Source organism: Marixanthomonas ophiurae (assembly GCF_003413745.1).
In the GTDB taxonomy this organism is placed as follows: domain Bacteria; phylum Bacteroidota; class Bacteroidia; order Flavobacteriales; family Flavobacteriaceae; genus Marixanthomonas; species Marixanthomonas ophiurae.
This window is the reverse complement of the sequence record NZ_QVID01000001.1, coordinates 1,155,396-1,179,602: the sequence shown is the minus strand read 5'-3', so window position 1 is coordinate 1,179,602 and position 24,207 is coordinate 1,155,396. Positions and strand designations below refer to the sequence as shown.

Genomic DNA, 24,207 nt, shown 5'->3' with positions numbered 1-24,207 from the left:
AGTTATTCTACTGTAACAGATTTTGCCAAATTTCGAGGTTGATCTACATCTCTGCCCAACATAACCGCAATATGATATGATAGCAATTGCAGTGGGATGGTGGTTACCAACGGTGATAGCGTTTCAGGGGTAACAGGAACTTCCATAACATAATCTGCCATTTCTTTTACAGTGGTATCACCTTCGCTTACCACGGCAATTATTTTTCCTGCTCTGGATTTAATTTCCTGAATATTACTAACCACTTTTTCGTAATGGTTGTTATTGATTGCGATAACCACAACTGGCATTTGCTCATCAATCAAGGCGATGGGACCGTGTTTCATTTCGGCCGCGGGATACCCTTCAGCGTGAATGTATGAAATCTCTTTTAACTTTAAAGCTCCTTCCAATGCAACTGGGAAGTTATACCCTCTACCTAAATACAGGAAATTTGCAGCATCTTTAAATACTTTTGCAATTTCTTTGATTTTTTCATCACTCTGTAAAGCTTCTTCTACTTTTCCAGGAATCATATCCAGTTCGCGTAGGTGCAGCATATAATCACTTTGTGATAGTGTCCCTTTAGATTTTGCTAATCTAAGGGCCATCATCGTCAATACTGTTATTTGTGTAGTAAATGCTTTGGTTGATGCCACTCCAATTTCAGGGCCAGCGTGTGTGTAAGTACCACTATGTGTTTCCCTAGAAATAGTAGAGCCAACCACATTGCACACTCCATATACAAAAGCACCTTTTTGTTTAGCGAGTTTAATAGCTGCTAAAGTATCGGCTGTTTCACCACTTTGTGAAATGGCAATTACCACGTCTTTTTCGGTGATTATTGGGTTTCTGTATCTAAACTCTGAAGCGTATTCAACCTCAACTGGTATTCTAACTAAATCTTCAAAAACATATTCGGCTACCAAACCGGCATGCCATGAGGTTCCACAAGCAACAATTATAATTCGGTTTGCATTTGTAAATCGCTTTATATGATCTTCCAGTCCTCCTAGGCGAACAATACCTTTATCGGCTAACAAGCGACCTCTGTATGTATCTTTAATTACTGATGGCTGCTCGTAAATCTCTTTCAGCATAAAATGATCGTAACCACCTTTTTCAATCTGCTCTAAGTTAAGTTGAAGCTCTTGAATATAAGGAGTAACCAGTTTATCGTCTTTTATTTCTCGTACTTTAACTTCACGACCTCGGCGTATAACAGCCATTTGCTGGTCTTCAAGGTAAATCGCATTTTTTGTAAATTCTATAAAAGGAGAAGCGTCGCTAGCTACAAAAAACTCATCATCACCAATACCTATGGCAAGCGGACTTCCTAACTTAGCAACAACAATTTCATCTGGCTTATTTTTATCAAACAACGCTATAGCATAAGCACCAACTACCTGATTTAAAGCAATTTGAACTGCTTTTCCAAGCTTTACATCTTCTTGCTTTTTTACTTCTTCAATTAAGTTTACTAATACTTCTGTATCGGTATCTGAAGTAAATGTATAACCACGATTGATTAATTCTTTTTTTATAGAAGCATAGTTTTCTATAATTCCATTATGTATAATCACTAAATCACCACTATTAGAATAATGTGGATGTGAATTTACATCATTAGGTACTCCGTGTGTAGCCCATCTTGTATGCCCAATTCCTAAACTTCCTTTTAAAGAAATGTTTTTTTCGGCTTTTGCTTCTAGACCAGCTACTTTTCCTTTTGTTTTACATAATTGAATATCTTCTCCATCAAACAGTGCTATTCCTGCACTATCATAACCCCGATATTCTAACCTTTTTAAACCGTTTAAAATAATTGGGTACGCTTCTTTTTTACCTATATATCCTACAATTCCACACATAGTTATCTATTCAGGTTTAGTATAATAAAGTTGTAATTTTAGTTTTCTGTCTACATCAGGAGAGTTATTCCCGTGTAAAACAGTTCCTTTTGGTGTTAGCACACTAGTACCTGGAACTTCTTCTAGCCCTGGCTCTTGGGTGTTTTGAAGACTTTTAAAATTAGGACTCACCACATTATCGGTAACCATAAGGCCCAATGGAACATTTGTAGAGTCGTTGTTTATAAGGTTACTTATATGGGTAGTCAATCGTATTTTATAAAAATCACCCTTACCACTCGCATCTTTTTCAAGAGGCCCTAAGTGGTTTGTCTTGTGAGTTAATGGTAGTTGTGTACTCAAGTCATCTATAACATAATCAATAAGTACCGTTCCATTTTTTGCATCGAAAATAATCACTCGTTCAGGTTCATTATCTAAAGCTGCTGTTTTATCCTTATTCACATAAAACACCAAGTTAGCCTCGTTTATTATTGGTTTTTGTTCTCTAAGCATATCAAGCTCATCTGCAACTCCATTTGATCCTTGTTCTAGGTTAGCATTCAAGTTATCTTCTGTTCCAAATAATTGTACCACTGCTGTAATACCATCGCCTCCTTTTATATAAAGATTTTCATCGCCATTTTCAACATCGGGGTTTTCAATAGCCGACAATACATTTTGAGGTAATTCGTCCTGTAGCAAACTAACATTTATTCCTCCTAAATTCAATCTTAGACTACCGTCATCCTCTTCATCGTCATCATCACTAAATGAGTAATGCAGGGTTATATTCGCATTTGAAGGATTAAAAAGAAAAAAGTTACCGTTATCAGTAGCAGATTCAGTCTTAAAGTAAATACCTCTAAAATAATCCTTAAAGTTATTGTTACTTAAAAGTTCTGGTGAACCTTCTTTATCAATAATTTTTTCTTGAAAATACTCAATTGGAAGTTTAGCTCGCAGTCCCGGAGCTACTGTTTCATTTATAGTATCTCCTGCCGAAGTATAAGAAACTAAGTTAAAACCCTCATCACTTGGTGTGAAATTTTCAATTTCGTGAATTAAATCTCCAATAAGCGCTGGGTTATTGTCAAATGTTTTTTCTAGGTCTGAATAATATTTTTGAGGGTCTTGAAAACCCGATTCAGGGTCTAAATCCCTTAAAAAATAATTAGACTCATACATTGAAATATTAATAGGGTCACTACCAAATACTGAATCTAAAGTATAACTAAGGGTGTCTTCGCCTACAATTTCGCTTTCACTAAAAAATGGAATGTAAAGCACAACGCTATCGAGTGTAGCACCCTCACCAAATTCAGGCTCTACTTCTCCCAAAGTCACTTGAGAAAGTAAGCTAGCAGTAGATTTGCCATAAATAGGATCGTTTTTAACTCCCAATTGATAAGCACTAAGGCCATTGGTTTGTATAGGCAATAGTTTACGGCTATATGATACTACTGAATTAGTTTGATCTGGCTCAATAAAGGTATTATCCCCAACAATTTCAGATCCAATTATATCTATATCCTCTTCGCAAGATGCCACTACTACAACCAATAGTAAAACGGTTGCTAATTTTGGCAACATATTCTTAATCTTCATAAGCAAATTTAAATGTGTACGGGTATTTTCTTTTTTATGATAATTCTGACTGGTAAAAGTCTAAATATGCTTCGGAAAACTCTTCTTTTTTGTGATATTTTAACACCGGTTTATCCAAGTTGTTAAGGAAGTTTTCCATTTCTTCGGGTAGTTCTTCAGAGCCAATAATAGCAGCATCAGAGTTTTTTACAGCCACTTTCATCATATTAACATAATTAGGCTCTTTCAACTCTTCTATGCTTTCCTCTTCAATACCATCAAACAATATTTTTTCCATTACATTATTGTTTAACGTTCCATCAAAGCCTTGATTGTATACAGAGGTAACTATTTTACTATTTTCAAACAAAGGTTCTGTTCCGTAGTAGTTTCTTAAGTATAAAGGCAAAAAGGAAGCCAACCAACCATGTACGTGGATAATGTCTGGCGACCAATTTAATTTTTTAACTGTTTCTATTACACCTTTCGCGAAAAAGATTGCACGCTCATCATTATCACCAAAATAGTTTCCTTCTTCGTCTGCAAAAGTTGCTTTACGCTTAAAGTAATCGTCATTATCAATGAAATATACTTGCATACGCTCTTTGGGAATGGAAGCGACTTTAATGATCAATGGCATATCTAAATCATTTATCACCAAATTCATCCCACTTAAACGTATTACTTCATGTAGTTGATGGCGTCTTTCATTTATATTGCCATAACGTGGCATAAAAATTCGAATTTGACCACCATTGTCATTAACCATTTTAGGGGCTTCAAACGACATGGAAGAAATCTCGGTCTCCGGTAGATAAGGAATTACTTCAGAAGACACATACAAGACTCTTTTATCTTTCATATATTTATTACTTTAATAGCTTAGCTGTTTTGAAAGTGCAAAATTACGAAAATTTATGTAGATTGCTCATAATCTATTAATTTTGCCGCCACTCAATTTAAAATCATGAGCGTATATACCAACCGAGAATCGCTTTTAGCTGCTCTCACACCTAGGCGGAAATCTAAAAAAATTGGCTTCGTCCCTACTATGGGAGCTTTACACCAAGGCCACCTAACCCTTGTTAATAAAGCATTAGAAGAAAACGACTGTGTAGTTATAAGCATTTTTGTAAACCCCACCCAATTTAACAATACAGAAGATTTAGAAAAATACCCAAGGGATCTAGAAACAGATGTAGCTTTATTAAAATCGTTAGGGAAAAACATAATAATCTACGCACCAGAAGCTTCTGACTTGTATGGGGATTCAATTACTGCCACAGATTATAACTTTCAAGGCTTAGAACACGAGATGGAGGGCAAACATCGTGAAGGTCACTTTAACGGGGTAGGTACTATTTTAAATATTTTCTTCCGAATTATTGAACCAGATAATGCTTATTTTGGTGAAAAAGACTTTCAGCAATTACAAATTGTAAAAAAACTCGTTGAAATTGAGAATCTCCCTCTAAACATAGTGGGAGTACCTATTGTTCGTGAAAAAAGCGGTCTAGCTTTAAGTTCCCGAAACAAACGCCTTACCGAAACTTATAAAAAGGAAGCCGTTTTAATTTCAAAAATGCTAAAAGAAGTGAAAGAGCGATTTGCGTCACATTCTATTTCAGAATTAAACCGTTTTGTGAAAGAAACATTCGATAAAAACGACCAATTAGCCCTAGAATATTTTGAAATAGCTAATGAAAAAACCTTAAAAACAGCAATAAAAAAGTCTAAAAACGAGAAATATAGAGCCTTTATAGCTGTTTTTGCAGGAGAAATAAGATTAATAGATAATATGGCTCTAAATTAATATCTTTGCAAAATGCAAGTACACGTAGTAAAATCTAAAATTCACAGAGTTAAAGTTACCGGTGCAGACCTCAACTATATTGGCAGTATTACCATTGATGAAGATTTAATGGAAGCCGCTAATATTATTGAAGGTGAAAAAGTACAAATTGTTAACAATAACAATGGTGAACGCCTAGAAACATATGCAATACCGGGACCTCGCAATAGTGGCGAAATAACCCTCAATGGCGCCGCTGCTAGAAAAGTTGCTCCGGGCGATATTTTAATACTCATTACATACGCTATGATGAGCATAGAAGAAGCCAAACAATTTAAACCTGCGTTGGTTTTCCCAAATGAAGAAAACAACCTTTTAAAGTAATTTGAAAAAATCACTTACAAAATTTCTTAAAATTGCCCTGCCATTGGCGCTGGGCATTTTTTTAGTCTATTATTCATATACTAAGTTCACTCCAGAACAACTAGACGAAATTGCTTTTTACTTTAAAAAAGCAGATTACACCTTCATTGTATTATCAGTGTTTCTCAGTTTGGTAAGCCATATAATTAGGGCTGTCCGGTGGAATTTACTATTAGAACCTGTAGGATACAAGCCTAGTGTGGTCAATAATTTTATGGCCATTTCAGTAGCCTATTTAATGAATATGTTCATCCCAAAAAGTGGTGAGATTTCACGTGGAATTGTGCTTGACAAATATGAAAAAGTGCCTTTTGATAAGGGTTTTGGAACCATTATTTCAGAACGGGTGGTTGATCTGGTTTTTTTAATGGCTTTTACCGCTTTGGCTCTATTTCTTGAATTCGATGATTTATATGCCTTTTTAACCGAAATAATCAACCCTTCAAAATTAATCCTCGTTTTTGGTGCATTGCTGGCTTTCGGGATTATTTTTCTACTTTTCTTAAACTATTCAAAATCAAATTTAACCCAAAAAATAAAACAGTTTTTACTAGGGTTGAAAGATGGTGTTTTTAGTATTTTCAAGATGAAGAAGAAGTTTTCCTTCATTATTCAAACCTTTTTAATCTGGGGGTTATACCTACTTTCTTTTTATACAGCTATGTATGCGCTTGAAGACACCGCTTCTATTCCTATTGGAACGGTAATTATCGCTTTTGTAGTAGGTAGCTTTGCATTTGCGTTTACTAATAGTGGCTTTGGTAGTTATCCATTTTTTGTAGCTGCAATCCTCGCCGTATTTGGTATTGCTGAAACTGCTGGAACAGCATTTGGCTGGATTGTTTGGACTTCAAACATAAGTTCTATTATTATTTTTGGCGGGTTGTCATTTCTATTTCTTCCTATATATAATAAGGGCAAAAAGTAATTTTCTTTTTTTTCTGAAAACAGTGTTTTTTAAATTTTAGTATCTTTCCCATCCTAAAACGTAACCTGCATGAAAAAAATAATATTCCTCGTCCTTTGTTGCTTAGTAACCATTTCAACTTCCGCACAAATTCTTTATGAAGAATTCAACTCCGAAAAACTACAGGAAACCCGAAAGTTAAAAATACAACTTCCCCGAAATTACGACGCAAATTCCGAAAAAGTGTATCCGATTGTCATTGTACTCGATGCCGATTATCTATTTGAGCCTGTTGCCGGAAACGTGGATTACCTTAGCTATTGGGAAGATATGCCAGAAAGTATTGTTGTAGGCGTTATGCAAGGCGAGTCGCGCTATGATGACTGTAACTATGATGACACTAATTTTTTTCCTGCTGAAAAAGGCGCCGATTTTTTTGAATTTATTGGCCTTGAGCTGTTACCTTATATAGATAATAATTACCGTACGGCAAAATTTACCATCGCTGTAGGTCACGATTTCACTGCAAACTTTATTAATTACTATCTTTTTAAAGACCCGCCGCTTTTTAATGGGTACATTAGCTTAAGTCCAGATTTAGCTCCGTTGCTAGACGAGCGCATACCTCAACGGATTCCTGAAATAGAATCTAAGATTTTTTATTATTTGGCTACGGGAACTGACGATATTAAATCATTGATGGACGTTACAAAATTACTTAACGAACCTTTACAAAAAATAGAAAAAGACAATTTTGAATATTATTTTGATAATTTTGATGGTGCTACCCATTATTCCCTTGTAAGCCGGGGAATTCCTAACGCCTTAGAAAAAATATTTTCTGTTTACCGCCCTATTAGTAAAAAAGAATATAATGAGGTTCTTTTAAAAATGGAAAGTCCAGTGGACGAATACCTTAAAGAAAAGTACAATACAATTGAAACGCTGTTTGGCCTGACAAATCCTATTAGGGTAAATGATTTTATTGCAACTGCTACAGCTGCCGAAAAATTGAAGCAATGGGAGTCACTTCGAGAAATTGGCACGATGGCAAAAAAACAATATCCAGATAAAAACATGAGCGACTATTACCTAGGTCGTTATTATGAAGAGACAGGCGAATCTAAAAAGGCCATGCGAACCTTTCAAGGAGGTTTTGATAAAGAAGAAACCGATTTTATAACGGTAGATATGTTATTGGATCGTGCCGATAAAATAAAAGCAGACTTTGGTTATTAAATTTCACTAATAACCACACGATTAATCAATGCCCAGTTGGTAAGGGCGTTGGTACCTTTTTCAATTAAAAGTTTATCAATAATATTGCTTCTATGTTTTTCTACGGTTCGTGTAGATACACAAAGTTCATCTGCAATTTCCATTGTATTTTTTTGCGACGCTATTAATTTAAGTATGGTAATTTCAGAAGGGGTTAATGTTTTAAGTTTTTTCATTTCTTCTGAAGCGGTATTTAAAGAATCATTATCAAAAGATTCACTGAAATATTCCCGCCCGTTAAGCACAGACTCCATACAATCGCCAATTTCTTTAAAGGAGTCTTCTTTTAGCAAATATCCATCAATTTGAAGAGCCTTAGCTTGTACTACATATTCAGGTTCGCGATGAAAGGAAAGAATTATAAACTTAGTTTCACAATTGTTGTCTTTAGCAGCCTTAATAACCTCCAGTCCAGTCATCAAGGGCATATCAATATCTAGCAAGGCAATGTTAGGTTTTAATTGTAAAATTAAACTCAACGCTTTGTTACCATTATTAGCCTGGCCAATCACATTATATCCGTTACGAGTTAACTCTTCATTAAGTCCGCTCAACAACATAGGATGATCATCTGCAATTACTATTGTAAAGTTTTTATCGTTCATATTAAGTAGGAATTTGCAATAAAATAGACGTACCTTTTAAATGTGCACTTTGTATGGTTAGTTTAGATTGAATTATTTTGGCGCGTTCTAACAGGGTTTTCATACCTAAGCTTTCACCGCTATTCAGTTTTTCTGAATACTCAAAACCATTACCATTATCTTTAATAAGTGCTTCAATGGTTTTTCCTTTTCTATGTATGCTTACCGAAGCTGCTTTAGCTTCGGCATGTTTTACCATATTATTGAGTACTTCTTGTATTATACGGTACAAATGTAACGCCTGATCTTGGTTTAAATCACCATCGATGTTCTCAATCTCATTGGTGAAGAAAATATTCGTATTCGCATCAACCTCGTTTATCATCGTTTCAATGGCTTTGGTGACACCTAACTTTTCAAGGGTTGCCGGATGGAGGCCTCTTGAAATGCTTCTAAGTTCTTCCAGTGTATTCCCTGCTAACGATTCCATATCAGCATCGCCTGCTGTTTTGGTTCTCTTGGTGAGCAACATCAATTTTTGCCCCACACTATCGTGAAGCTCCCGGGCTACACGAGTTCGCTCTTCTTCTTGTGCTTTTATTAAATCTTGTGAAAACCGTTCCTGAAGTTTCTGTCGTTTTTTGACTGCAGATCGAGAGCGCACCAACAATACTCCACCAAACAAACCCAACATTCCCAACCCACCAAAAAGCAACCACTGGTTTTTGAGCCTATTTTCGGCATCAAGCAACGCAATGTCACTTTGCTGCACTTCTATTTGTGAATCCCTTTTTTCAGTTTCATACAAGGTTTGAAAATAGCTTAACCCTTTAACCTTTTGAACGTTTGAAATAGAATCTTTTATCCTTTCATACACTTTAAAATGTTGATATGCTTGAGAGTTATTATTCTGTGCTTCATAGACATCAACTAAAAATTTTTCGGCATTCATAACATTTTCAAAATCGGAAGTTTTCCTGGTAATCTCTAAGTGCTCTTTCCCGTATTGCAACGCTTTAGAATAATTTTTTTTCGCAAACCAAACGTTTTTTAAAGCCTCAATATAACCTACTTTGTTTTGTTGGCTTTCATTTGTTTTTAATATTTCTTCCAGTTTCTGTAAATATTTTTCTGCAAGATCAATGCTGTCTTGCTGTGCATAAGCAATACTAAGATGTGAACACAAAATTGAATTGTAAAAGCCTGAATGAGAAGAATTATCCGATATTTTTTTAGCCAATAGCAAATTTTCAATCCTGCTTTTTGTATGGTTTTGTTTTTTGGCATCGGTTGCCGCATTAACATAAAATGAAATTAAATGTGTTCTGCTATTAATTCCTTTTGCCAAATTAATTGCTTCGTCACGTTCTTTTTTGGCTTCGTTAAAAAACCCGTTTTGGCTATATAATATGGAGAGTGAGTTTTTTGCACTTATTATATTGAAAGTATCTTTTGATTGTCTAAATATTCTAATTGATTCTTGTAAGCCTTGTGAGCTTTCGGCAAAACGCCCCATTTGACTTTGCGTTCCCGCCTTATACATCATTGCAAGACCCAACAATTTTTTTTCTTCTGCACATTTTGCAAAAACCTCTGTAGTATCATAATATTCAATGGCCTTTTCATATTCTTTTAAGTAATAGTAACTATCGCCTATATTTAAATACAATTTTGCTTTTGTCTTATTGTTTTGAAGCAAAAAAGCCTGTTTACTATAATTTTTATATTTCCGCAAGGCTTTTTCAGGGTTTGTTTTTCTGTTATTTAAATAATCCATCCAGTTTGAAAGCTGATAGATGGCAACATTTAATGAATCTACTTGTAGAGCAAAATCGATAGTTTCTGCTAAAATTGAATCAGGATCACGATTGGTTTCAAAATAAATATAGTTGGACAAACTCTCCATCAACTTCAATTTTTTTCCTTTTTCTGAAGTGTTTATTTTTTGGGTAAGTACATTTATCTTTGCATCGGTTTCTTGAGCTGAAACGAATAAGCTGAAAGTATAAAATGTGAGAAGTAAAAGTTGTTTCATGGGGAATGCCATTACTTGTGTAAATATACTTATTTTAGCAAAAGATTATGGCAAAAACCAAAACCACTTTTTTCTGTCAAAACTGCGGCGCACAATATTCAAAATGGCAAGGCAAATGTACGTCTTGTGGCGAATGGAATACCATCGCCGAAGAAGTTATTCAAAAAGCTGAAAAGGTAACTTGGAAACCGGCTTCAGCAAACGCAAAAAGAGCAGCAAAGCCCTTACGTATTTCTGAAATATCTAATGTTTCAGAAGCGAGAATGAATACAAAAAACAACGAGCTTAACCGCGTGTTGGGTGGCGGATTGGTTCCTGGCTCTCTAACGTTATTGGGCGGTGAACCTGGTATTGGGAAAAGTACGTTAATGCTTCAAGTAGCCTTGCAACTACCCTACAAAACACTCTATGTTTCAGGGGAAGAAAGCGCGCAACAAATTAAAATGCGTGCCGAACGCATACAACCGGTTTCAGAAAATTGCTACATTCTTACCGAAACAAAAACACAAAATATCTTCCGAAATATTGAAGAAACCGAACCCGATATTGTGGTGATCGATTCCATTCAAACCCTACATACAGACCAAATTGAGAGCAGTGCCGGAAGTATTTCGCAAATACGGGAAACCACTACCGAGCTTATAAAGTTTGCTAAGGAAACAGCTACGCCTGTAATTTTAATTGGTCATATTACCAAAGATGGCAATATTGCTGGTCCAAAAATTTTGGAACATATGGTCGATACTGTGCTTCAGTTTGAAGGCGACCGAAACCACGTGTACCGAATACTGCGTGCTCAAAAAAATCGCTTCGGAAGTACAAACGAATTAGGGATTTACGAAATGCAAGGCAGCGGACTTAGAGAAGTCTCTAATCCTTCGGAAATATTAATTTCTAAAAACCAAGAAGACCTCAGCGGAACAGCTATCTCCGCAACACTAGAAGGCATGCGTCCGTTGATGATTGAAATACAAGCTTTGGTAAGTTCTGCCGTCTACGGAACTCCACAACGAAGCGCAACTGGTTATAATTCGAAACGATTGAACATGCTACTAGCCGTTCTGGAAAAACGCGCTGGCTTTAAACTGGGCGCTAAAGATGTATTTTTAAATGTCACTGGCGGGATTTCGGTAGACGACCCAGCCATCGATTTAGCGGTTGTTGCCGCAGTACTTTCTTCAAACATCGATGTAGCAATTGATAAATCCTTATGTTTTGCTGCCGAAGTTGGTCTGGCAGGCGAAGTACGTCCCGTAACCCGAGTAGAACAACGTATTCTGGAAGCGGAAAAGTTAGGTTTTGGCAGTATTATTGTGTCTAAACACTGCAAATTTCCAAAACAAAAGTTCACCATCAACATTATAAAAGTGGCGAAGGTACACGATGTGGTTCGACATCTGTTTGGCTAATTTTTGGTACAGTTTCTGCACAGTATCAGGTAGCTATGAAAATAAAAATATTCGCTATTGCAACATTCCTTGTATTATTAGGATGTAAACAAATACAAAAAGCAACCGATGTCGTTACACAACCTACCGCCAGAGAAGTGTACGAACGTGATTTTGATGATGAAAACCTACAATTTACTTCTTGGAAAGCTGCTTATAATCGAGCATTCAACGACAGTTTAAAAATTGAACTTCCGTATACTGAAACGGGAGTTTTCAATTCCGAAAATCATCTAGTTTATAGTTATTTGGTTTTTGTTCAAGAAGGAGAAAAGCTGGTGATTTCTACTGAGCTAGAAACCGATTCATTATCTGTATTTATCGATTTATTTCAGAAAAAAAACGATTCTATATTTCAACAAAAGCCAAAACTAAGTAACGAGCCAAGCACAGCATCGGTAACGTATGAAAGCACTAAAAATGAAACGATAAAACTTATCATTCAACCAGAATTAGCTGCAAACACTTCTTTTTCTTTTAAAATTTATTCTGTTCCCACCTATGGTTTTCCAGTAAGCGGTGCCACAAACAAAAACATCCAAAGTTATTGGGGTGCCACACGAGATGGCGGAAAACGTTCACACGAAGGGGTGGATATTTTTGCCGAACGAGGAACACCTATTTTAGCAGTAACCGATGGCCGCATTTCATCTACCGGCAACCGCGGTTTAGGTGGCAAACAGGTTTGGCTGCGCGATGGACTTTTTGGTAGTTCTGTTTATTACGCACATTTAGATAGTATTGCAACTTCCAGTGGAAAACGTGTAAAAAGAGGCGACACATTGGGGTTTGTAGGGAATACCGGAAACGCAAAAACCACGGCACCACATTTACACTTCGGAATTTATAAAGGCTATTCGGGAGCTATCAACCCGTTACCGTTTATTAAAAAGCAAGAAATTCCTGAAGTTAAAAATGCCAATACAAATCTCTTCGGAACAGTAACCCGCAATAATGCCAAATTGCGATTAGGTTCATCAACCAAATTTCAGCAAATAGCTAGTTTGCAAAAAAACGATTCGGTTTCAATTCTTGGAAAGAATAACAGTTGGTATCACATTCAGAAAAACAATTCGTTAAAAGGCTTTATTCATCAATCGTTATTGAAACCCACTTCTTCAAATTAACACTTCTTTAGGCTCGAAACTAAAACAGACAGGGTATCTTTAAGATTCAATCTTAAAAAATACAGCATGTCTTTCTTTTCAAAAATTAAACAAACCATATCGTTGTTAAAAGATGTAGATCTTGATGCCCTAGGGAAATTATCTCAAAAAGTAGATTTACCCGAAGTAATGACTGCGGTTGGCCAATTGGATGATCGTCAATTAAAAGGATTGATGAAGATGCTGAAAAGTCAAGGCAAAAAAGGACAGCACAATTTACCGCCCATCGATGGTGATTTTTATAATCTAAGTTTAAAATTAACCGAACGTCAGCGCGAAATTCAGTTAAAAGTGCGGCATTTTATGGAAAAGGAAGTGAAGCCAATTGCTAACGAATATTGGAACAAAGCCGAATTTCCTTTTGAAATAATCCCAAAAATGGCCGAATTAGACATCTGCGGAATTGCCTATGAAGGCATTGGTCCAGACGAACAAAGCTTTTTAATGGAAGGAATTATCGCCATGGAATTAGCCCGTGTTGATGTATCTATCTCAACGTTCTTTGGTGTACACAGTGGTCTGGCGATGGGTTCTATTTACGTATGTGGAAGTGAAGAACAAAAACAAGAATGGCTCCCTAAAATGCAGCGCATGGAAAAAATTGGTGCCTTTGGTTTAACCGAACCTGATGTAGGGTCGGCGGTTGCCGGTGGTTTGGGCACTACGTGTAGACAAGAAGGTGATGAGTGGGTTCTTAACGGACAAAAAAAGTGGATTGGAAATGCCACGTTTGCCGATGTGATTATTATTTGGGCAAGAGACGAAGAAAGTGATCGCGTTAAAGGGTTTTTAGTTAGAAAAGGAAACCCTGGTTTTAAAGCTGAGAAAATGGAAAACAAAATGGCCCTTCGTACGGTTCAAAATGCTTTGATAACGATGAAAGATTGTCGTGTTCCGGAAAGTGATCGATTACAAAAATGTGAATCATTTAAAGATACGGCACAAGTGCTGAAAATGACACGTGCTGCCGTTGCTTGGCAGGCTGTAGGTTGTGCTAGAGGTGCGTATGAAAGTGCTTTAAAATACACTAAAAAACGCGAGCAGTTTGGTCGTCCTATTGCTTCGTTTCAATTGATACAAAATCATTTGGTGGAAATGGTTTCTAACTTAACTGCGATGCAAACATTGTGTTTCCGACTGTCTGAATTACAAGATGAAGACTTATTAACTGACGAACACGCATCACTTGCTAAAGTGTTTTGTAGTATGCGAACCCGAGACGTCGTAAGCCGAGCTCGCGAAGTAATGGGCGGAAACGGTATTTTATTAGAGCACGATGTTGCTCGTTTTGTAGCAGATGCTGAAGCGATTTACAGCTATGAAGGTACGAAAGAAATTAATTCACTTATTGTGGGTAGAGCAATTACTGGTTATAGTGCATTTGTTAGTTAAAAATTGGCTCTCTCTTTTTCTCGAACCCATTCAATATAATCTGTCTGCGATATATCTGAAATTCCTAGCTGTCGCATCATCATCACAACTTGTCCACGATGAAAGCTTCCGTGATTAAAAACGGTCTGAATTATTTCACGTGTAGGGATTGAAAAGTGCTCTCCTTTATGTTCAAATTTAATTTCTCTTTCTAAATCTGCTTTTTCTACAAATTTTTTAAAATCCTCGGAAGTAGCACGCCAAGAATCAAACAGCTGCTTGTTGTTTCCTGAGAAATTTAGAACATCAGATACGTCCCAGTCATTCTTTTCTAAACGGGAAAGCCAGCCTTTTTCTGCAATCCAAATATGTGAAACTGTGGCACGAATAGTCGGGAAACTCGCTACCAATTCTTTATGTAACAATTCATCATTTTGTTTTAATAAATCGTTTGCCAATCTATTGTTTGCCCAAATGTTATAGTTAGCGTAGTCGATGTACCTTTTATTCATTTTTTCTTTTTAGTTGAATGATCTAGTAATTTTTCTTTTTCAAGGTTCTCTTTAGTCAAGAATAGGTTGTTAACAGTTGTTTATTGCTTTCGAGTGTTTTTCAGTCTGGATAATAATACCATTGTATATATCCGCTATTATCAAAATAATCAGATTTCATTAACATATGTGACGTATTTCTCGTTCCAACGTGATAAATTAAACCAAAATGGTCTTTTATATATTCTTTATCCTCACTATGATTAATAATTTTTTGGGTATAATTTATATGTTCTTTTAATTCAGGGTATTTAAATTTGTATTCATTTATGTTTTTTGGAAAAGATCCATTATTGATTTTATTTTGGTAGGCAAACAGAATAATATTTGAACTTTCTTCTTTAAGTTTTACTAACCTATTATTTAATGTTAGATTTTCAGGTACGATAATTAGTCCGATTAATATTAAAGTTATTAATGCTGTCTTTTTAAAATTAAAGAGGAAAAGTAAAATCGGAAGAATGTTTGTGAATATCAAAATTTTATAAAATCCAGATGTTACTTCGCCAAAATTCTGAAATGCCATTTTGGAAGCAATAATTTCTATCAAAATTAGAACTATTGTCAAGGCCAAAAATATTGCAGAGGATAGAGAATTTATGTGTTTAAATCTACTCATATTCTTTTCTAAATAAACGCTAATGGTGTAATAAAGCTATTTGTTAATTACTTACAACATATTAGTAAAACTCGAATACTATTAAATATCATTCAGCAACTTAGAAATTTCATCCAGTTTTGGAGTTAAAATTACTTCAATTCTACGGTTTTTTGCTTTCCCTTCAGAAGTTGCGTTTGTTGCGATGGGTGCGTATTCCCCTCGCCCTGCAGCGGTGAGGTTATCTTTTGGTATTAAAGCATTTTCAGTCAAAATAGTTACAATTGCAGTCGCTCGTTTGGTGGAAAGATCCCAGTTATTTTTTAAAGGGCCATTACCACCGTATGGTACATTGTCGGTATGCCCTTCAATTAACACGGCTATTTCGGGGTTTTGAGCTAGTACATTTCCTAGCTGAACCACCGCTTGTCTCCCACGTGAATTTACCGCCCAGCTTCCGCTTTCAAACAACAACTTGTTTTCCATGGAAACATAGACTTTTCCGTTCCGCTGTTCTACTGTAAGGCCGTTGCCTTCAAAATTGGTTAAGGCAGCAGAGATAGCATCTTTTAAGGCTTTCATTTTTGCATCTTTTGCAGCGATGATGCCTTCCAGTTCATCTACACGTTGTGATCTGGCAGCTAAGTCTTTTTGTAGTTTATTTAATCGCTGGCTTTCCGCAGCCAACGCTCGTTCTTTTTCTTCTAACTGCGTTAATAGCTTTCGGTTACGTTCTAAGTTTTCAGTCAAGGCCGATGAGCTATTTGCTTCCAACGCATCATAAGATTCTTGTAAACGGGCTAAGCTTTTTTCTGAAGCAGCCAAATCCATCGCCAAACGCGTGTTTTCGGCTTTTAATTTTTCAATTTCTTCCCGCAACTGAGCAACGGAATACACTTCTCCATTTGATGAAGTATTGTCCAATTGATTCATTAACGATTCGTTTTCAGATTTTAAAGCCGCATAACGGTCTTTTAAATCGTCATAGATTTTTGATGATACGCACGAAGTAGTTACCGATACGATTAGAATTCCGAAGAAGAAAACTTGAATAATTCGTTTCATATTAATTATCATTTTTTGAGAAGAAAAACTCCATTGTATAGTCTAAATATTCAGGTTTTGTGATGCCTTCTGAGTAATAAATATTTTCTTTTTGATTGTATCTTGAAAGATAAGCTTCGTTAATCGACTGTTGGATTTTATTCGTTTTATCGAGTTTCTCACCTTCAACATTAATTATTTTTTCACCGTATTTTAATTGCCCAACACCTGTTTCTATAAAAGCAGTAAACCAACTTTTTGCACTTTTATTCCAACTTCTTGCAAAAATGCGATTATCAACTGCAACGACCCATATTTCTAAAAAGTTCTTTCTTTCTATTCCACCTTTAATTTCGGTGTAATTATGATTTTTTAAATGTGCGTAGAAATCGTTAGGAAAACTCATGCCGTTGTTTGTTGGTATTTCAGAAAAAATTAAAATTCGAGCTCAACTAACAAGGGACAATGGTCACTGTGTTTGGCCTCGGGTAATATAACGGCTCTTTTCAGGTTTTCTTGTAATGGTCTTGCCACCATATTATAATCGATACGCCATCCTTTATTATTATTGCGAGCATTGGCACGATAGCTCCACCAAGTATAATTATGTGGTTCTTTGTTGAAATGACGGAACGAATCTATAAATCCACTATCCATAAAATTGCCTATCCACTCCCGTTCTACCGGTAGAAATCCAGAAACGTTTTTATTCCGAACCGGATCGTGAATATCAACCGCTTCGTGACAAATATTATAATCACCACAAATAACTAAATTAGGTATTTCTTGCTTTAATTGATTAATATAAATTTGAAAGTCATCCATATAACCCAATTTATGCTCCAAACGGGCGATGTTTGTTCCGCTGGGTAAGTAGAGACTCATCACCGAAAGGTCGTCAAAATCTACCCGAATGTTTCGTCCTTCGTGATCCATATAATCTACGCCTGTCCCGTAGGCTACATTGTTAGGCTCTGTTTTTGAAAATATAGCAACACCGCTATATCCTTTTTTTTGGGCGCTATACCAATATTGATACGGATAACCGGCTTCGGAAATCGCATCGGTATCAACCTGCTCTTTCATCGCTTTGGTTTCTTGAATACAGATAACATCGGGGTTAGCACTCTTTATCCAATCTAAAAATCCTTTTCTAATGGCAGCTCGAATGCCGTTTACATTGTAGGAAATAATTTTCATAATATTCGCTGCAAAGGCAGAGATCTTTTTATAGGTTATCAATTAGTTTATGAAAGGCAAGTTAAAAATCTAAAACGCTTTAAGCAACTCTACTTCTAAATCTTTACCATCTTAATACGTTTAATTTAGAAATAAAAGAAGTTTTTAAAATTACTATATTTCTATGGTCTATTCTCAATCAGCTAAACAATAAATTTTTACATTTGCACACAACCAATTTCAAAACAGAAACCATGTCCGTTCCCATTCCAGAGCCCAAAATTTTTGCATGTAAACAAAGTGAAACCCTTGCTGGCAATATTGCCAAAGCATTTGGTATTTCGCTCGGTAAAATAATAACGTCTACTTACAGCGATGGTGAATTTCAACCTTCCTTTGAAGAGTCTGTTCGCGGAAGCCGTGTGTTTATAATTGGTTCCACCCACCCAAACAGTGACCACTTAATGGAAATGCTGTTAATGCTCGATGCTGCAAAGAGAGCTTCGGCAAGGCATATTACAGCTGTGTTGCCTTATTTTGGATGGGCTCGGCAAGATAGAAAAGACAAGCCGCGTGTTCCTATTGCTGCAAAATTAGTAGCTAAAATGCTAGAAACAGCAGGAGCTACAAGAATAATCACCATGGATTTGCACGCCGACCAAATTCAAGGTTTTTTTGAAAGACCAGTAGATCATCTTTTTGCTTCTACAATCTTTTTACCGCATTTACGAAAGTTAAACTTAGATAACTTAACAATAGCTTCCCCAGATATGGGTGGTAGTAAAAGAGCATATGCCTATTCCAAAGCATTGGATAGCGATGTTGTAATTTGTTATAAACAGCGTGAAAAAGCAAACGTTATTTCACATATGGAACTCATTGGCGATGTAAAAGGCAAAAATGTGGTGTTGGTTGATGATATGGTTGATACCGCAGGAACTTTAACCAAAGCTGCTGACCTTATGATGGAACGTGGAGCCTTGAGTGTACGTGCAATTTGTACGCATCCAATCCTTTCAGGCAATGCTTACGAACGTATTGAAAAATCGAAACTGGAAGAGTTGATTGTTACAGATTCCATTCCGTTAAGTCAAGAAAGTAAAAAAGTAAAAGTGTTAACCTGCGCTAACCTATTTGCTGACGTCATGCTAAGTGTAAACCACAATAAAAGCATTAGTTCTAAGTTTTTAATGTAACCCTCAACAATACAGACAGAAAAGCGATAAAATAACCGCTTTTTTATTTTCAGTACAAAGAAAAAAACTGCATCTTTGCACTCCAAAATTTTTAATATATACTAATTTACAATTCATTACAATGAAATCAATTACAATCAAAGGATCTAAAAGAGAAAGCGTAGGCAAGGTAGCAACCAAAGCTTTACGTAATGCTGGAAAGGTTCCTTGCGTCGTGTACGGAGGGGATAGTACCATTCATTTTTCAGCAGATGAACTATCATTTCAAAACCTAGTCTATACACCTGACGTTTTTAGGGTTGAATTAGAGTTGGCAGATGGCGATAAAATTGACTGTGCTTTACAGGATATTCAATTTCACCCGGTAACAGACCAAATTCTACACATTGATTTCTATCAATTATTCGATGGTACCCCAATAAGCATGACCATTCCGGTACGTGTTTCAGGTAACGCCGCTGGAGTTAAAAATGGTGGGGTATTGCGTATTATTAACCGTAGGTTGCGTGTTAGGGCATTGCCTAAAAACCTTCCAGATTTTATCGATGTTGATATTACCAATATGAAAATTGGAGATGTCATGGCAGTTGGTGACATCGAAACAGAGGATTTTGAATTCTTGCACGAAGACAAAAAAGTAATTTGTCAAGTTAGAACTTCTCGTACAGCTATCGTTGACGAAGTACCAGAAGATGAAGACGAAGACGAAGAAGTTGAAGAAGGAGCTGAAGGCGAAGAAGGAACTGAAAGCACTGCTGAAGGAACTGAAAAGAAAGAAGGATCTTCTGACGAATAAATCTCTCTATCTTAAGATATATAAAAAGCATCCTATAGTTTGGGATGCTTTTTTTATTTTTACCGCTGAAACATTTTATGAAATGCTATCATTTTTTAAAAAGCTTTTTAGCACAACCCAAAAACAACCCTACACAGAAGGTGACCCCATGAAAAAATTTTTAATTGCAGGATTAGGAAATATAGGTCCAAAGTATCATAATACACGTCATAATATTGGTTTTAAGATTCTAGATGCTCTAGCAAAAGAAAATGATTTAACCTGGGAAACAGAAAAACTAGGTGATATTACAATTCATAAAAAGAAGGGACGCACTTTTTTATTACTAAAACCTAGTACTTTTATGAACCTCAGCGGAAAAGCAGTAAGATATTGGCTGGATAAAGAAAAAATACCGCTAGAAAACTTGTTGGTAGTAACCGATGACTTAAACCTCCCATTTGGTACACTTCGAATAAAAACAAAAGGGAGTGATGGTGGTCATAATGGGTTAAAAGACATACAAAATACCTTACAGACAAATAAATACAATCGATTTCGGTTTGGTATAAGTGATGAATTCAGCAAAGGCAGACAAGTAGATTATGTGTTAGGAGAATGGGATGAAGAAGAAAATAAAAAATTACCTGAACGCTTAGAAAAAGCGTCTAAAGCCATTGAGTCTTTCGGGTTGGCAGGCATAAACAATACTATGAATACTTTTAACGGAAACTAAGGTGAAAGAATACAGCTCAGCTTCGAAATACGATAATGAAAGACCTTGTGCAATAACCATTGGCACGTTTGATGGTGTTCATATTGGCCATAAAGCTATTTTAAAACGTTTAGTTCAAGCCGCAGAAAAAGACAATTTGGACTCTGTTTTGTTAACTTTTTTTCCACATCCACGGATGGTGCTTCAAAAAGATTCAAACATCAAGCTCATTAATACGCTTTCAGAAAAAAAAGAACTGCTAGAAAAAACAGGTTTGGACCACTTGGTCATCCATCCGTTTACTAGACAGTTCTCACGGTTAACCGCAGTAGAATATGTCCGTGATATTTTGGTAAACAAACTCAAAGCTAAAAAAGTAATTATTGGATACGATCACCGTTTTGGGAGAAATCGGACCGCAGATATAAACGATTTAAAAGAATTCGGAAACACTTATGGCTTTGAGGTAGAAGAAATAAGTGCTCAAGAATTGGATGAAGTAACGGTAAGCTCCACCAAAGTTCGAAAAGCATTGGAGGCAGGCGATATTAGTACGGCTAATGAATACCTGGGCTATCAATTTATGATTTCAGGAACAGTAGTGCAAGGAAAAGCCATTGGAAGAACGATGGAGTACCCAACCGCCAACCTAAACCTTACCGAAGATTATAAGTTAATTCCAAAAAATGGAGTGTACGTTGTAAAAGCTACAATTAACAATAAACAAGTATTTGGAATAACAAGTATTGGTACCAATCCAACTGTTGGAGGAAGAAAAAAAACTATTGAAACCCATTTTTTAGATTACAATCAAGACTTGTACAATCAAGATTTACAAATAGAGTTTATAACCCATATACGAGATGAAGAAACATTTGACGGAATGGAAACATTGAAAAAAGCGATAAAACAAGACGAATTATTTGCAAGGAATTTACTTAAAACTCGTGAATAGGTTTTTATTCAAACATATAGACAATACTGGTCTCGTACTTTGGAGAGTAGTTTTTGGAGCGTTAATTGCCATAGAAGGATTTGGTGCAATTGCTTCTGGTTGGGTACGACGTACTTTGGTTGAACCTAAATTTACCTTCAACTTTATCGGTTTTGAGTTTTTACAGCCATTGCCAGGCGATTTAATGTATTGGTATTTTGCCTTGATGGGCACTTTTGGCGTTTTGGTTATGTTAGGCTACAAGTACCGGTTTGGTATGTTTTGCTACGCCCTTATGTGGAGCTGCGTCTATTTAATGCAAAAATCATCTTACAACAATCACTACTATTTAATGATGCTACTATGCTGGCTAATGGTTTTTTTACCAGCCAACCGATGGTTTTCCATCGATGCCAGACAAAGCTCTGAACTTAAGTCACCATCCATGCCTAGATGGGTACTGTTGGTATTGATTCTTCAAGTATGGATTGTTTATACGTACGGTTCTATAGCAAAATGGTATCCTGGCTGGTTTGATGCCAGTGTACCTGCCCTATTTATGAAGAGTAAAAGTGATTACTGGTTGGTGGGAGGGTTGCTTCAGGAAAATTGGGTACATTGGTGCATTGCGTACGTTGGTATTTTGTTCGATTTATTGATTGTCCCCTTATTACTTTGGAAAAGGACCCGATTGGCAGCTTTTATTGTTTCCATATTCTTTCATCTATTTAACTCAATTATATTTCAAATAGGGATTTTCCCGTATATGTCCATGGCATTTGCCTTCTTTTTCTTTTCTTCGGAAATATTACAAAAACGATTTCTTCCGAAGAAAAAATTATACACCAAAGGGGAGATTATTGTACCAAATTATAAACCAGCACTACTAACTATATTTTCAGTCTATTTTATAATTCAAATAGGATTACCGTTACGCCATTGGTTTTTTAAAGACGACGTACTCTGGACCGAAGAAGGTCACCGTCTAAGTTGGCGCATGATGCTACGTAGCAAAGCAGGTAGTTTGACAGTTTGGATAAAAGAAAAAGGGGATACGGAGAAAAAACGCTATAATTACAACTTGCTACTAAGTAAAAAACAACAACGAGCTGTAAAATCGAAGCCTGATATGCTTTGGCAACTCGCACAGCGTATTAAACAAATTGAAGAAAAAAATGGGAAGAAGGATGTAGAGGTTTACATGGATTCATATATACGAGTGAATACAGGGATTTACAACCAACTAACCAACCCAGAAATAGATCTAGCTGCCCAGCCTTGGCAACATTTTAAACACACCGATTGGATTTTACCTTCCCCAGAAGGGTTTGCGAGGAAAAAATAAAACTCCTAAAATAATCTTCGTTAAAAGCTGTATTTCCCTAACTTTGCTTTCTTAAAATTTTAGGACTATGTTACAAGTACACGAAATCCGAGAAAACAAGGATCAATTTATTAAAGCACTTGCTAAAAGAGGTATTGATGCTACTAACGATCTGGATGCAATTATTGCTGCAGACGAAACTCGTAGAAACACCCAGACGAAACTGGATGACATATTATCAAAGTCCAATAAATTTTCAAAAGAAATTGGGATGCTTTTCCAAAAAGGAGAAGCCCAAAAAGCAAACTTGCTAAAAGAAAAAACAACCCAATTAAAACAGGAGTCTAAAACGCTACAAGAACAGTTAAATGCTGCCGAAGAAAAGCTACAAGAATTGTTGTACAACCTTCCCAACGTACCACATGAGACCGTACCCGCCGGAAATGACGAAGAAGACAATGAAGAAATTTTTCGTGAATTAGACATTCCAACCCTTGAGGAAGGCTCATTACCACATTGGGAGTTGGCCAAAAAATACGACCTTATCGATTTTGAATTGGGTGTAAAAGTAACTGGAGCTGGATTTCCTATTTATAAAGGAAAAGGTGCTAGGTTACAGCGTGCATTAATCACCTATTTTCTAGATAAAAATGTGGAGGCTGGGTATACCGAATATCAAGTACCGTTAATGGTAAATGAAGATTCTGCGCGTGGTACTGGTCAATTGCCTGACAAAGAAGGGCAAATGTATCATATCACCAACGATGATTTGTATATGATCCCTACTGCTGAAGTACCTGTAACCAATATGTTTCGAGGTGATTTATTAAAGCAAGATCAATTGCCAATCACATGTACTGGGTATACACCCTGCTTTAGAAGAGAGGCTGGAAGTTACGGCGCCCACGTTCGTGGTTTAAACCGTTTGCACCAATTTGATAAAGTTGAAATTGTACGTATTGAGCATCCTGATAATAGCTACAAAGCATTAGATGGCATGGTAGAACATGTAAAGGATATATTACGAGAATTAAAATTACCCTACCGAATTTTACGTCTATGTGGAGGTGACTTAGGGTTTACCGCTGCTTTAACCTACGATTTTGAAGTATTTTCAACTGCTCAAGACAGGTGGTTAGAAATTTCTTCTGTATCAAACTTTGAAACCTTTCAAGCTAACCGATTAAAACTTCGGTTTAAAGATGAAAACGGTAAAAACAACCTTCTTCACACTTTAAACGGAAGTGCTCTAGCATTACCACGTGTATTAGCAGGAATTTTGGAAAATTACCAAACTCCTGAAGGAATTAAAATTCCTGAGGTACTAGTGCCGTATTGTGGTTTTGATATGATAAAATAAACTACAAGAGCCAAGACCGCTGCGCTACAGGAAATAAGAACCAAGACTATCTAGTGAAGTCTTGGTTTTTGTTTTAAACCATATAATTTATCCCCTCCTAACTTAGGAGGG

At 36.2% G+C, this 24,207-nt stretch carries 23 protein-coding genes; 13 read left to right on the top strand and 10 right to left on the bottom strand.

All coding sequences use genetic code 11. From position 1 onward, the window contains the following. Window positions 1-2: 2 nt before the first annotated feature. Genes glmS through DZ858_RS05415 form a run of 3 tightly spaced genes read right to left on the bottom strand, consistent with a single transcriptional unit; the run spans window position 3 to window position 4,278 of the window. A complete protein-coding gene (glmS, locus tag DZ858_RS05425) occupies window positions 3-1,850 on the bottom strand; it encodes a glutamine--fructose-6-phosphate transaminase (isomerizing) (RefSeq protein WP_117158504.1) in 1,848 nt (615 codons plus the stop codon). Window positions 1,851-1,856: 6 nt separating this feature from the next. After that, on the bottom strand, window positions 1,857-3,437 hold the full coding sequence (locus DZ858_RS05420) for a DUF4270 domain-containing protein (protein ID WP_117158503.1): 1,581 nt from the start codon (window positions 3,435-3,437) through the stop codon (window positions 1,857-1,859). 34 nt (window positions 3,438-3,471) lie between these two features. After that, a complete protein-coding gene (locus DZ858_RS05415) occupies window positions 3,472-4,278 on the bottom strand; it encodes a glycogen/starch synthase (protein WP_117158501.1) in 807 nt (268 codons plus the stop codon). Window positions 4,279-4,383: 105 nt separating this feature from the next. Here DZ858_RS05415 and panC point away from each other — a divergent pair, with 105 nt between their 5' ends. From panC to DZ858_RS05395, 4 genes are all read left to right on the top strand, one after another. After that, a complete protein-coding gene (panC, locus tag DZ858_RS05410) occupies window positions 4,384-5,229 on the top strand; it encodes a pantoate--beta-alanine ligase (RefSeq protein WP_117158499.1) in 846 nt (281 codons plus the stop codon). 12 nt (window positions 5,230-5,241) lie between these two features. Further along, a complete protein-coding gene (gene panD / locus DZ858_RS05405) occupies window positions 5,242-5,592 on the top strand; it encodes an aspartate 1-decarboxylase (protein WP_117158498.1) in 351 nt (116 codons plus the stop codon). Window position 5,593: 1 nt separating this feature from the next. Next, a complete protein-coding gene (locus tag DZ858_RS05400; protein ID WP_117158497.1) occupies window positions 5,594-6,559 on the top strand; it encodes a lysylphosphatidylglycerol synthase transmembrane domain-containing protein in 966 nt (321 codons plus the stop codon). A 69-nt stretch (window positions 6,560-6,628) separates the two neighbouring features. After that, the gene (locus DZ858_RS05395; RefSeq protein ID WP_117158495.1) at window positions 6,629-7,777 is read left to right on the top strand and encodes an alpha/beta hydrolase; all 1,149 of its coding nucleotides are present in this window, start codon (window positions 6,629-6,631) and stop codon (window positions 7,775-7,777) included. Here DZ858_RS05395 and DZ858_RS05390 read toward each other — a convergent pair. Beyond that, window positions 7,774-8,421 carry a response regulator transcription factor gene (locus DZ858_RS05390; protein ID WP_117158493.1) on the bottom strand — a complete coding sequence of 216 codons (648 nt, stop codon included), beginning with the start codon at window positions 8,419-8,421 and terminating at the stop codon, window positions 7,774-7,776. The two genes, DZ858_RS05395 and DZ858_RS05390, sit on opposite strands and share 4 nt — an antisense overlap. 1 nt (window position 8,422) lies before the next feature. Next, complete coding sequence (locus DZ858_RS05385; protein WP_158548352.1) at window positions 8,423-10,435, bottom strand: tetratricopeptide repeat-containing sensor histidine kinase; 2,013 nt, start codon at window positions 10,433-10,435, stop codon at window positions 8,423-8,425. Window positions 10,436-10,482: 47 nt separating this feature from the next. Between DZ858_RS05385 and radA the strand changes: the two genes are divergently transcribed. From radA to DZ858_RS05370, 3 genes are all read left to right on the top strand, one after another. After that, on the top strand, window positions 10,483-11,844 hold the full coding sequence (gene radA / locus DZ858_RS05380) for a DNA repair protein RadA (RefSeq protein ID WP_117158489.1): 1,362 nt from the start codon (window positions 10,483-10,485) through the stop codon (window positions 11,842-11,844). Between the two features lie 35 nt (window positions 11,845-11,879). Continuing rightward, entirely contained in the window at window positions 11,880-13,010 is a 1,131-nt protein-coding gene (locus tag DZ858_RS05375) for a M23 family metallopeptidase (protein WP_117158487.1), read from the top strand. A gap of 66 nt (window positions 13,011-13,076) precedes the next feature. Next, entirely contained in the window at window positions 13,077-14,441 is a 1,365-nt protein-coding gene (locus tag DZ858_RS05370; protein ID WP_117158485.1) for an acyl-CoA dehydrogenase family protein, read from the top strand. Here the strand turns inward: DZ858_RS05370 and DZ858_RS05365 are convergent. The 5 genes from DZ858_RS05365 to DZ858_RS05345 all read right to left on the bottom strand — a co-directional run bounded on the left by DZ858_RS05365 (window position 14,438) and on the right by DZ858_RS05345 (window position 17,813). Beyond that, entirely contained in the window at window positions 14,438-14,932 is a 495-nt protein-coding gene (locus DZ858_RS05365; RefSeq protein ID WP_117158483.1) for a DinB family protein, read from the bottom strand. The genes DZ858_RS05370 and DZ858_RS05365 overlap by 4 nt on opposite strands. A gap of 100 nt (window positions 14,933-15,032) precedes the next feature. After that, window positions 15,033-15,590 carry a hypothetical protein gene (locus tag DZ858_RS05360; protein WP_147309573.1) on the bottom strand — a complete coding sequence of 186 codons (558 nt, stop codon included), beginning with the start codon at window positions 15,588-15,590 and terminating at the stop codon, window positions 15,033-15,035. Between the two features lie 81 nt (window positions 15,591-15,671). After that, on the bottom strand, window positions 15,672-16,634 hold the full coding sequence (locus tag DZ858_RS05355; protein WP_117159528.1) for an OmpA/MotB family protein: 963 nt from the start codon (window positions 16,632-16,634) through the stop codon (window positions 15,672-15,674). Window position 16,635: 1 nt separating this feature from the next. Next, window positions 16,636-17,019: a DUF2255 family protein gene (locus DZ858_RS05350; protein ID WP_117158480.1), complete on the bottom strand. Its 384-nt coding sequence runs from the start codon at window positions 17,017-17,019 to the stop codon at window positions 16,636-16,638. Window positions 17,020-17,048: 29 nt separating this feature from the next. Next, window positions 17,049-17,813 (bottom strand): exodeoxyribonuclease III, encoded by a 765-nt coding sequence (locus DZ858_RS05345; RefSeq protein WP_117158478.1) that lies wholly within the window; start codon window positions 17,811-17,813, stop codon window positions 17,049-17,051. A 233-nt stretch (window positions 17,814-18,046) separates the two neighbouring features. On the opposite strand from DZ858_RS05345, the gene DZ858_RS05340 reads away from it, so the two are divergent. The 6 genes from DZ858_RS05340 (at window position 18,047) to serS (ending at window position 24,096) form a co-directional block, all read left to right on the top strand. Beyond that, on the top strand, window positions 18,047-18,988 hold the full coding sequence (locus tag DZ858_RS05340) for a ribose-phosphate pyrophosphokinase (protein ID WP_117158476.1): 942 nt from the start codon (window positions 18,047-18,049) through the stop codon (window positions 18,986-18,988). 121 nt (window positions 18,989-19,109) lie between these two features. Next, window positions 19,110-19,784: a 50S ribosomal protein L25/general stress protein Ctc gene (locus tag DZ858_RS05335; protein WP_117158474.1), complete on the top strand. Its 675-nt coding sequence runs from the start codon at window positions 19,110-19,112 to the stop codon at window positions 19,782-19,784. Window positions 19,785-19,866: 82 nt separating this feature from the next. Then, complete coding sequence (gene pth / locus DZ858_RS05330) at window positions 19,867-20,499, top strand: aminoacyl-tRNA hydrolase (RefSeq protein WP_117158473.1); 633 nt, start codon at window positions 19,867-19,869, stop codon at window positions 20,497-20,499. Between the two features lies 1 nt (window position 20,500). Beyond that, window positions 20,501-21,433, top strand: coding sequence for a bifunctional riboflavin kinase/FAD synthetase (locus DZ858_RS05325; protein ID WP_117158471.1), 933 nt, complete (start codon window positions 20,501-20,503; stop codon window positions 21,431-21,433). Then, window positions 21,426-22,757, top strand: a complete 1,332-nt coding sequence (locus DZ858_RS05320) for an HTTM domain-containing protein (protein ID WP_117158470.1) — start codon at window positions 21,426-21,428, stop codon at window positions 22,755-22,757. Before DZ858_RS05325 ends, DZ858_RS05320 begins: the two co-directional genes overlap by 8 nt. A 67-nt stretch (window positions 22,758-22,824) precedes the next feature. After that, complete coding sequence (gene serS, locus DZ858_RS05315; RefSeq protein WP_117158468.1) at window positions 22,825-24,096, top strand: serine--tRNA ligase; 1,272 nt, start codon at window positions 22,825-22,827, stop codon at window positions 24,094-24,096. Window positions 24,097-24,207 lie beyond the last annotated feature (111 nt).

Coding starts and splice junctions, on each gene's coding strand:
- DZ858_RS05395 (WP_117158495.1), top strand. CDS start 6,629: ATGAAAAAAATAATATTCCTCGTCCTTTGTTGCTTAGTAACCATTTCA.
- serS (WP_117158468.1), top strand. CDS start 22,825: ATGTTACAAGTACACGAAATCCGAGAAAACAAGGATCAATTTATTAAA.
- DZ858_RS05385 (WP_158548352.1), bottom strand. CDS start 10,435: ATGAAACAACTTTTACTTCTCACATTTTATACTTTCAGCTTATTCGTT.
- DZ858_RS05335 (WP_117158474.1), top strand. CDS start 19,110: ATGAAATCAATTACAATCAAAGGATCTAAAAGAGAAAGCGTAGGCAAG.
- DZ858_RS05350 (WP_117158480.1), bottom strand. CDS start 17,019: ATGAGTTTTCCTAACGATTTCTACGCACATTTAAAAAATCATAATTAC.
- DZ858_RS05345 (WP_117158478.1), bottom strand. CDS start 17,813: ATGAAAATTATTTCCTACAATGTAAACGGCATTCGAGCTGCCATTAGA.
- DZ858_RS05415 (WP_117158501.1), bottom strand. CDS start 4,278: ATGAAAGATAAAAGAGTCTTGTATGTGTCTTCTGAAGTAATTCCTTAT.
- DZ858_RS05365 (WP_117158483.1), bottom strand. CDS start 14,932: ATGAATAAAAGGTACATCGACTACGCTAACTATAACATTTGGGCAAAC.
- pth (WP_117158473.1), top strand. CDS start 19,867: ATGCTATCATTTTTTAAAAAGCTTTTTAGCACAACCCAAAAACAACCC.
- DZ858_RS05355 (WP_117159528.1), bottom strand. CDS start 16,634: ATGAAACGAATTATTCAAGTTTTCTTCTTCGGAATTCTAATCGTATCG.
- DZ858_RS05370 (WP_117158485.1), top strand. CDS start 13,077: ATGTCTTTCTTTTCAAAAATTAAACAAACCATATCGTTGTTAAAAGAT.
- panD (WP_117158498.1), top strand. CDS start 5,242: ATGCAAGTACACGTAGTAAAATCTAAAATTCACAGAGTTAAAGTTACC.
- DZ858_RS05340 (WP_117158476.1), top strand. CDS start 18,047: ATGTCCGTTCCCATTCCAGAGCCCAAAATTTTTGCATGTAAACAAAGT.
- panC (WP_117158499.1), top strand. CDS start 4,384: ATGAGCGTATATACCAACCGAGAATCGCTTTTAGCTGCTCTCACACCT.
- radA (WP_117158489.1), top strand. CDS start 10,483: ATGGCAAAAACCAAAACCACTTTTTTCTGTCAAAACTGCGGCGCACAA.
- DZ858_RS05375 (WP_117158487.1), top strand. CDS start 11,880: ATGAAAATAAAAATATTCGCTATTGCAACATTCCTTGTATTATTAGGA.
- DZ858_RS05360 (WP_147309573.1), bottom strand. CDS start 15,590: ATGAGTAGATTTAAACACATAAATTCTCTATCCTCTGCAATATTTTTG.
- glmS (WP_117158504.1), bottom strand. CDS start 1,850: ATGTGTGGAATTGTAGGATATATAGGTAAAAAAGAAGCGTACCCAATT.
- DZ858_RS05390 (WP_117158493.1), bottom strand. CDS start 8,421: ATGAACGATAAAAACTTTACAATAGTAATTGCAGATGATCATCCTATG.
- DZ858_RS05420 (WP_117158503.1), bottom strand. CDS start 3,437: ATGAAGATTAAGAATATGTTGCCAAAATTAGCAACCGTTTTACTATTG.